Annotated in this window: 9 protein-coding genes; 8 read left to right on the forward strand and 1 reads right to left on the reverse strand. The window is 67.1% G+C overall.

Going from position 1 to position 9136, the window contains the following annotated elements; translation table 11 throughout:
• The 3 genes from FV217_RS21070 to FV217_RS21080 form a co-directional block, all read left to right on the forward strand.
• Window positions 1-346 (forward strand): dienelactone hydrolase family protein (locus FV217_RS21070; protein ID WP_147820393.1); only part of this gene is annotated, 346 nt, incomplete at its 5' end.
• A 180-nt stretch (window positions 347-526) separates the two neighbouring features.
• Window positions 527-934 carry a response regulator gene (locus FV217_RS21075; RefSeq protein ID WP_147820395.1) on the forward strand — a complete coding sequence of 136 codons (408 nt, stop codon included), beginning with the start codon at window positions 527-529 and terminating at the stop codon, window positions 932-934.
• 543 nt (window positions 935-1477) lie between these two features.
• Window positions 1478-2689: an alpha/beta hydrolase gene (locus tag FV217_RS21080; RefSeq protein WP_147820397.1), complete on the forward strand. Its 1212-nt coding sequence runs from the start codon at window positions 1478-1480 to the stop codon at window positions 2687-2689.
• A gap of 46 nt (window positions 2690-2735) precedes the next feature.
• Here the strand turns inward: FV217_RS21080 and FV217_RS21085 are convergent, their stop codons facing one another.
• Window positions 2736-3917, reverse strand: a complete 1182-nt coding sequence (locus FV217_RS21085) for an amidinotransferase (RefSeq protein ID WP_147820398.1) — start codon at window positions 3915-3917, stop codon at window positions 2736-2738.
• A 213-nt stretch (window positions 3918-4130) separates the two neighbouring features.
• Between FV217_RS21085 and FV217_RS21090 the strand changes: the two genes are divergently transcribed.
• From FV217_RS21090 to FV217_RS21110, 5 genes are all read left to right on the forward strand, one after another.
• Window positions 4131-5273 carry an HpnL family protein gene (locus FV217_RS21090; RefSeq protein WP_147820400.1) on the forward strand — a complete coding sequence of 381 codons (1143 nt, stop codon included), beginning with the start codon at window positions 4131-4133 and terminating at the stop codon, window positions 5271-5273.
• On the forward strand, window positions 5264-5893 hold the full coding sequence (locus FV217_RS21095) for an ABC transporter substrate-binding protein (RefSeq protein ID WP_147820402.1): 630 nt from the start codon (window positions 5264-5266) through the stop codon (window positions 5891-5893). Before FV217_RS21090 ends, FV217_RS21095 begins: the two co-directional genes overlap by 10 nt.
• Window positions 5894-6012: 119 nt before the next feature.
• A complete protein-coding gene (hpnI, locus tag FV217_RS21100; protein WP_147820404.1) occupies window positions 6013-7209 on the forward strand; it encodes a bacteriohopanetetrol glucosamine biosynthesis glycosyltransferase HpnI in 1197 nt (398 codons plus the stop codon).
• A gap of 204 nt (window positions 7210-7413) precedes the next feature.
• Complete coding sequence (gene hpnJ, locus FV217_RS21105) at window positions 7414-8847, forward strand: hopanoid biosynthesis associated radical SAM protein HpnJ (RefSeq protein WP_147820405.1); 1434 nt, start codon at window positions 7414-7416, stop codon at window positions 8845-8847.
• A gap of 121 nt (window positions 8848-8968) precedes the next feature.
• The coding region (locus FV217_RS21110; protein ID WP_147820407.1) for a ChbG/HpnK family deacetylase at window positions 8969-9136 on the forward strand (168 nt) is incomplete at its 3' end.

The following is a 9136-nucleotide window of genomic DNA, read 5'->3' on the forward strand; positions in this document are numbered from 1 at the left end:
GCTCTACGACGCCCACCGCACCGACCTGAAGGCGGCGGTGGCCTGGTACGGCCCGCTCGGCGGCGAGCGCAGCGCGATCCAGCCGAGGACCGCCGGCGACGTCGCGGCCGAGATCCACGCGCCGCTGCTGGCGCTCTACGGGGCCGCCGACGCCGGCATCCCCGTGGCGAGCGTCGAGGAGGCCCGCGACAAGGCCCGCGCCGCCGGCAAGACCGTCGAGCTGGTGGTGTTTCCCGAAGCACCCCACGGATTCCACGCCGATTACCGTCCGAGCTACCGGAAGGAGGCTGCAGCGGATGGCTGGGCGCGCGCGCTGGCGTTCCTCAAACGGCACGGCGTCGCCTGAATCGCGGTGCCGCAGGCGCTTGCCGCCCCCGATGTCAACGATAAATCCAGCGTTGTGGCCCCCACGGCACAGACGTGGGCCAGGAGAACTCTATCGTTGCAGCGCACCGAGCGCCGTCGCGATGCGGCGATCGACCGATCCGTTCGGCGCGATGGGATCATCACGGCCGTGAGTCAGGGAATGAGTGACGTGCGACCGGCGGGCAAGAAGCCCGTCATCCTCGTCGTCGAGGACGAGCCGGACGAGCGCTTCCTTGCGTCGGAGATGCTCGACGAGACCGGCTTCGAGGTGATCGAGGCCGAGACGGCGGAGCGTGCCCTCGCGATCCTCAACGAACGTGGCGACGACGTCGCCGTGGTGTTTTCCGACGTGCGCACGCCCGGCACGATCGGCGGCTTCGAGCTCGCCCGCATCATCGGCGTGACCTGGCCGCGCATCCGCATCCTGCTGACCTCGGGGGATGCCAGCGACCAGCCGAGCGATCTGCGGATCTCCGCGACCTTCATCCCCAAGCCCTGGCGTGCACCGGAAATCCTGGCCTGGCTCGAAGACGCCGCCCGGCATCACGACACCACCGGCGACGAATAGGACGCAAGTCTACGGCAGACCGCGTCGTCCGGCCGAAAAAGTCGCCGTCTTCCCAAGAGCTTGCGTTTCGGCCGGGGAGGGCGCCGCGCCGCGGCGAAGCCGGGGGGAGGGGCGGACAACGTCGAAAAACTTATCCACCGAAGCCGGGAAACATCCCGCAATGGGGCCGTTAGTTCTCATTCACCCCTCTTTTCGAGGCAGGAGATCGAGTGGCCCCCGCTTCATGAAAACAGTCTCGGACCATTTCGCAGCGCCGTTCTCTTCGCACGCTTGTGCGTCGGATGGTGCCTTCGACGGTTCTCTATTGGGCCGTATCGGAGATGACCTTCGCCATCTCTACGACGAGATGACGGACCAGGAAATGCCGCGCAGTCTCCGTGACCTCGCAGAGACGATCGACGCACGCCGGATGGACGGACCGGGTCACGAGTAGCGTGCCTGTTTCGGTCTCGCGGTATCGAGACTTCAGTCGTCGCCTTGGACTTCATATCTGATATGGAGGGCGCGCCGATTTCGGCAGAGAACCGAGACATCAGGTTCCCGATGCGTTTCTACACCGTTTTTCGTCCCGCGACCGCGGGTCTGGTCCTCTTGGCGGGTCTGGTTTCGCCTGCGTTCGCCGCGGCGCCTCCGACGCAGCCGGCCGAGGGGCCGGGCGGGGTCGGGGACAAGACCGCCACCGTGGTCAAGCGCGGACTCGGCACGGCAACGTCCTCGACCTACGCCTTCTACAAGTCCGGTCCCGCCCCGGCCGAGGGCCGGCCGGTCGCCGTCCTGCTCCATGCCTGGGGCGCCACGAACCCGCGTGCCTATGGCGGCTGGATCGATCATCTCGCCCGCAACGGCTGGCTGGTGCTGTATCCCCGCTTCCAGGAACTCAACAGATCGCGCCCCTCCGAGGCGACGGCGAAGGCTACCGGTCTCCTCAAATCGGCCTTCGACACCCTGGCCGCCGACGCCGACGCGAAACCGGACACCAAGCGCGTGGCCCTGATCGGCCACCTCGCCGGCGCGCCGCTGGCCGCCAACCTCGCGGCGAGCGCGCAGGCGGACGGGCTGCCCGCGCCGAAGCTCATCTACACCGTGATGCCCGGCGGCATCGCCCGCGACGCGAAATCCCGCGGCATCGCCCTGAACGATCTCGCGGCGATCCCCGCCGACACGCTGATGGTGGCCGTGATCGGCGACAAGGATGCCCGCGCCGCCGACGTCGCCAGCCGCCGCATCCTGCGCGACGCGAGCGCCGTCGGCTCGGATCGCAAGCTCCTGGTACGCGCCCTCTCGGACGATCACGGTTTCCCGGCGATGACCGCGACGCTGTCTTCGCCGGCCGGGATCGACGCTGCCTATGACGGCACCGCGATCACCGTCCCGCCCGAGCCGAAGGATTTCAAGCCGCCGCCGTTCAAGTGGTCGCCGGACGTGACGCTCACCGGCGAGCAGTCGACACTGGTCCAGCAGATCAACAACGCCCGCGCCGACGCGCTGGACTACCTCGCCTATTGGCGGACCTTCGACATGGCGGCCGCGGCCGCCTTCGCCGGAAAAGATGCGGCCAAGCTCAAGGCCGATCCGGGTTTCAGCGACATGCAGCGCTGGGCCGACGGCTGGCCGGTGAAGCGTCTCGGCGTCGAGATCCCGAAACTGCCGGCACCCGCCCCCGTCGCCACACCGGCCGCGGCTCCTGCACCGACCGCCGCGCGCGGTCCGGCCGGTCGGAGAGCGCCGTCGCCGCGCGCGGCCGACGGCCGCTGAGGAAAGTCGGAAGGCCTCCGGGACATCCCCCCGAAGGCCTTCGTCCCTAGAAGTACGACTTCAGTACGCCGCGGCGGCGCACGTCGAGCGTGGCGCAGTGGAACGAGCCGCCAAACGGGCCGTAGCTGAGGAACGGTGCCGGGATCGGGTCGAAGCCCCAATCCTTGAGCGCCTTGATCAGCGTCGGCTGGCTCTGGTCGACGACGATCTTCTTCTCGTCGATGGCGAGCACGTTGATCGAGGTCCAGGGCGAGCACATCGAGATCTTGCTCATGAAGCCCGAGACCGGGTCGGGGCGCGGCGCGATCAGCACGTCCCACTTCTTGAGCACGGCCGGCAGCTTCTCGACGTCGATGTAGTCCGGGTTCACCAGCACCTTGCCCGGCGCCAGCGGCATGAACGACGAGTCGATGTGCATCGGCTGCGGGCAGCGGCTCTCGATCTCGTGGATGCGGAAGCCGGGGCCGAGATGGCGGCGCAGCCACTCGATGCCCATCAGGTTCGTCACGTTCGAGCGGGTCACGAACAGGTCGCGGCCGCAGCGCACGAAGTCGGCGGCGTCGAAGACCGGCTCGAACTCGTTGACCGTGAACTGCATCGGCTCGCCGGCCTTCAGGTTCGGCACCCGGTAATCGTAGTTGTAGAGGTCGTCCGTGAGCTGCGGGCGCGGCGCGGAGGTCCAGCGGGCACCGGCGCGAAAATACTCCTTGAAGAGCGCGCGGTAGGCGTCGCCCTCGAAGTAGCGCGAGCGCCAGCACATCGGGCTCTCGATGATCTCGTCGCCGATCACGAGATAGGGGTCGCGCGGACAGGCGACGCAAAAGCCGCGGGAGGTCCAGCGCGGCGCCTTGAACTTCTTCGAGAAGTCGACCGTGTCGGGCCGGCGCACCTTCACGCCCTCGCCCGCCAGGATGCCGATGAAGTTGTCGAGCTCCTGCTGCGCGAGCTTCTTCATGAACTTCGGGTACTTCCAACCGCTCGCGAAGCGATAGAACGGCTGCGCGGCCCGCGGGAGGTTGAAGATCACGGTGAGGTGGTGGGTCGGGATCGTGGCGCCGTCGAGCGAACCGACGATCACCTCCTCCAGCGGGTCCCATTCGTTCCAGGCCATGACCGGGCTCTGGGGCGCCGGCACATCCGGGCGCAGCCCCTGCAGGCCACCGTAGCTCTGTGACTGTGCATCATCGAGCATGGCAGTCTCGGCCATGTAGGACACGTCGCGTTCCATCAATAATCCCCCTTCCTGTCGAAGGCTGCGGTCGTTGCTGCAGAACTGTTGCTAAACTGCCGCTTTGACCTTCGGTGTGTCTCGCGGGTGATAGACAGCGCTTCTTAAAGCTGCAACTTGCCTTGATCCTGATCGCTCCGAACGGCCGATTTGAGCCGGAATCGCGGCAAGACGACAACACTTCTCCCCATCGCCGGCAGCGGAAAGAGGGCCATGAAGCACCTCACGACCCTGGCACTGATCGCAGGCATTTGTACCGTCGTCGGGCTGTTCCTTTCGTCGGGGCTGACGGACGTCTGGACTGCCGTGCTGAGTGCGGGTTGGGGCGCGCTCGCCGTCATCGCGGCCCGTTTTGCGGCCGTGGCCTGGGCGGGTCTGGGCTGGTTCGTCGTCTTCCCGAGCCGCGAGCGCCCGACCCTGCGCAACTGCATCACCCTGCGTTTCGTACGCGAGGGCATCAACACGCTGCTGCCGGTGGCGCAGGTCGGCGGTGACTTCATCGGCGCGCGGCTGCTGGCCAAGCGCGGCACGGCGGGCGGGCTCGCCGGCGCCTCGATGTTCGTCGACATGATGACTCAGGCGCTGACGCAGCTCCTGTTCACGATCGCCGGCCTCGGCATCCTGATCTGGCTCGCAGGCGACGGTCCGGTGGTCCGCGCCGTCTCGGGCGGCCTCGTCGTCGCGGTGCCGGCGCTCGGCGCGTTCTACCTGATCCAGCGCCGCAGCGGCCATCGTCTGATCCAGGCGGCGCTCAACCGCTTCGCCTCGGGCCGCGAGTGGCGCGCCCTCGGCGCGGTCGACGTGCTCTACGCCAGCCTGAAACGGCTCTACGGCAACGGCGCGCGCGTCGGCAACGCCGTGTTCGTCCACCTCATCGGCTGGGTCATCGGCACCCTCGAAGTCTATGTCTGCCTCCACTTCATGGGCTATCCCGTCAGCTTCCTCGAAGCGATCGTGATCGAGAGCCTGGCCCAGGCCGTGCGCGGCGCCGCCTTCGCGGTTCCCGGGGCGCTCGGCGCCCAGGAGGGCGGCCTGATCGCGCTCGGCGCCATCTTCGGCATCCCGGCCGAGGCAGCCCTCGCCCTGTCGCTGGTGAAGCGCGCCGCCGACCTCTCGGTCGGCCTGCCGAGCCTGCTGCTCTGGCACCGGATCGAAGCGCAGGCCAAGGTGGACACGCAGCCCGAGACCACCCAAGAGACCCCTCACGACAGCGGCACCGACGGATTTCGCGACCGGATCGTCGGCCGCAGCGTCGAGCCGTCGCAGCGGCCCGTCACCTACGGCTTTGCCGCGAACGGCCACGGCCATTCCCGTCCCATCGACATCGAGCGCGGAGAGCTGAAGAAGTGCGCCTGACCCGACGCAGCCTGCCCACCCTCGCCCTTCTCGCTGCCAGCGCCGTCGCGCTGGCCGGCGCGCCCCAGGGCGCGCGTGCCGAGGACGACCCGGCAGTGGCCCCCGTGACCAAGCTCTACGGCAAGGTCGAGGAGGCGCTGAAGAGCGGTTCGAGCGACCTCAAGAGCCGCATCGAGGTGATCGGCCCGACCTTCAAGGAGGTGTTCGACACCGCCGCCATGGTGCCGGTCGCCGTCGGCCCGAAATGGAAGGCGCTCAAGCCCGAGCAGCAGGGCGCGATCAACGACGCCTTCACCACCTACTTCACGACGCTCTACGCCAACCGCCTGTCCCAGGCCGCCGGCGGCAAGTTCGACATCAAGCCCGGCGCCGAGGCGCGCGGGGCCACCAAGGTCGTCCATTCCAAGATCACGACCAAGGACGGCGACGACACCGATGTCGACTACGTCGTCAACGCCGACAACAAGATCCAGGACGTGCTGCTCAACGGCACGGTCAGCGAGGTCGCCTCGATGCGGGCCGGCTTCAACGAGCCCCTGAAGAAGGGCGGCGCGGACGCACTCGTGAAATATTTGCGCGAGCGCACCGATGGGATGCTCGCCGCCAAACCAAAGCCTTGAATCGCACCGAGACGGCTCTTCAGCCGGGGCTTTCCGCCCAGCCAAGGCTTTTCGCCCAAGACGATCGCTAAGCGTCGCCGGCGACACCCGACACCCTTTCGGACCCGAGCAACGCCGCCATGGACCTCACGAGCCTCTCGGCCTGGATCTCCCCCCTGCTGCTGCTCGTGGCGGTCGCCGGCTGCGTCTACGCGCTGATGTCGGCCGTGATGGCCGGCCGCTTCGCCCGCCGTGCCGTACCGGTTTTTCCCGAGGGCGCCGCGCGTCCGTCCGTGACGATCCTCAAGCCGCTCTGCGGCAGTGAGCCGAACCTCTACGCGAACCTCGCGAGCTTCTGCCGCCAGGATTATGCCGGCCGCGTACAGATCGTGTTCGGCGTGCAGAAGCCGACCGATCCGGCGATCGAGGTCGTCGAGCGCCTGCGTGAGGCCTTTCCGGCGCTCCGCCTCGACCTCGTGATCGATCCGAGCCAGCACGGTGCGAACCGCAAGGTCTCGAACCTCATCAACATGTCGGCGAGAATCGCCCACGACGTGGTGGTGCTCGCCGACAGCGACATGGTGGTGAAGCCGGATTACCTGGAGCGCGTGGTCGCCGAGCTGTCGCAGCCCGGCATCACCGGCGTGACCTGCCTCTATCACGGCGTGCCGGCCAATCGCGGCGTCTTCGCCCATCTCTCGGCGCTCGCCATCGACGTGCAGTTCGCCCCGAACGTCATCGTCGGCACGACGCTCGGCCTCGCCAAGCCCTGCTTCGGCTCGACCATCGCGATGACCCGCGCCTCGCTGACCGCGATCGGCGGCTTCCGGGCCTTCAAGGACGATCTCGCCGACGACTACGCCATCGGCGAGGCGCTGCGCGCGCTCGGCGGCGAGGTCGCGATCCCGAATTTCACCATCGGCCATACCTGCGTCGACACCGAGCTCTCGGGCCTGTGGCGGCACGAGCTGCGCTGGAACCGCACCATCCGCAACGTCGACCCCGCGGGCTATGCCGGCTCGGTCGTGACCCACGCCTTCCCGCTGGCGCTGATCGCCGCCCTCGTCCCGGGCGCCGGCACCGGTGCGCTCGCGGTGGCCGCACTCGCACTCGCCTGCCGCATCCTGCTCTGCCTGCGCATCGAGAGCGCCTTCGGCCTCACGCCCCACGCCTACTGGCTGTTGCCGATACGTGACATGCTGTCCTTCATCAACTTCACCTGGAGCTTCGTCTCGGGTGCGGTGACATGGAAAGGTCACGATTACCGTGTGGTTGCTGACGGTACGCTGATCCCGGAGCACGTCATCGGTTCGGAAACCGGCGCGACCTCGATCTAAGCTTTCGAGAGCATGATGCGGGAAAGTGGAGTCCGGTTTCCCGGAGACATCATGCGATACCAATGATCTGGAATATGCTGCCGCTTCATAGAAACGGCAGCATATTCCAGACTTCAGACGAACACCTGACGGACCGCAAATCGCCGTTTTCGGCCTGCACTCCGTCTTCACCTGCAAGAACACGAGCCCGAAGGCCGCTACCCGATGCGCACGCTCTTCCTCCAGGCCCCCACATTCGATGGCTTCGACGGCGGCGCCGGTTCGCGCTACCAGGCCAAGCGCGAGATCAAGTCGTTCTGGTACCCGACCTGGCTGGCTCAGCCGGCCGCCCTGGTGCCGAACTCGAAGCTGATCGACGCGCCGCCGCACAACATCAAGCTGCCCGAGATCGTGGCCCAGGCCAACGACTTCGACCTCGTGGTGCTCCACACCTCGGTGCCGTCGTTCAAGTCCGACGTGAAGACCGTCGAGGCGCTGAAAGCCGCCAACCCGAAGCTCATCGCCGGCCTCATCGGCGCCAAGGTCGCGGTCGACGCCGCCGGCGCCATGGCCCAGGCCCCCTGCATCGATTTCTGTGCCCGCAACGAGTTCGACTTTACCGTCAAGGAAGTCGCCGACGGCACCCCGATGTCAGAGATCAAGGGTCTGTCCTATCGGGACGAGAACCGTGTCGTGGTCCATAACGAGGACCGCGAGATCATGACGGACATGGACCAGCTTCCCTTCGTCACGAGCGTGTACAAGCGCGATCTCGAGATGGAGAAGTACTTCATCGGCTACCTCAAGCACCCCTACATCTCGTTCTACTCGGGCCGCGGCTGCAAGAGCCGCTGCACCTTCTGTCTGTGGCCGCAGACCGTCGGCGGGCACACGTACCGCACCCGCTCGGTTGCCCACGTGATCGAAGAGATCAAGTATTGCCTGAAGGAGTTTCCGCAGACGAAGGAATTCTTCTTCGACGACGACACCTTCACCGACAACCTGCCCCGCGCCGAAGAGATCGCCCGTGAGCTGGGCAAGCTCGGCGTGACCTGGTCGTGCAACGCCAAGGCGAACGTGCCGCGCGAGACCCTGAAGGTCCTGAAGGAGAACGGCCTGCGCCTGCTGCTGGTCGGCTACGAGTCGGGCAACCAGCAGATCCTGAACAACATCAAGAAGGGCATGCGCGTCGAGGTCGCCGAGAAGTTCACCAAGGATTGCCACGACCTCGGCATCGCCATCCACGGCACCTTCATCGTCGGCCTGCCCGGCGAGACCCGCGAGACGATCCAGGAGACCATCGCCTTCGCCAAGCGCATCAACCCGCACACGATCCAGGCCTCGCTGGCCGCGCCGTATCCGGGCACCTTCCTCTACAAGCAGGCAGTCGAGAACGGCTGGCTCGACATCGCGAATGCCGAGCTCGTCGACGAGAACGGCGTGCAGATCGCGCCGCTGCACTACCCGCACCTCTCGCATTCCGAGATCTTCGCGGCGGTGGAGGAGTTCTACCGGAAGTTCTACTTCCGTGCTCCGAAGATCGCCTCGATCGTCTCCGAGATGGTCCGCTCGCCCGACATGATGAAGCGCCGCCTGCGCGAGGGCGTCGAATTCTACCGCTTCCTCAAGGAGCGCCAGGGCACCGCCAAGGCCGCCTGAGCTTTTCGTCCTTCGACTGATCGCGGCCGGGCCTCACAGCCCGGCCGTTTTCGTGTCCGGGGCTCCGCCCCAGGCCCCGCGAGAGGGCTCGCCCTCTCGACACCCATGATTGGGAGCCACCGTGAAACGTCTCGTCGTCACCGCCGACGATTTCGGACTGAGCCGCGAAGTGAACGAGGCCGTCGAGCAGGCGCATCGCGAGGGGATCCTCACCGCGGCGAGCCTGATGGTTTCGGCGCCCGCTGCGGCCGATGCCGTGGCGCGCGCGCGGCGCCGAAACCATCAGGCT

Origin of the sequence: Methylobacterium sp. WL9, assembly GCF_008040035.1 — a bacterium.
GTDB classification, from domain to species: domain Bacteria; phylum Pseudomonadota; class Alphaproteobacteria; order Rhizobiales; family Beijerinckiaceae; genus Methylobacterium; species Methylobacterium thuringiense.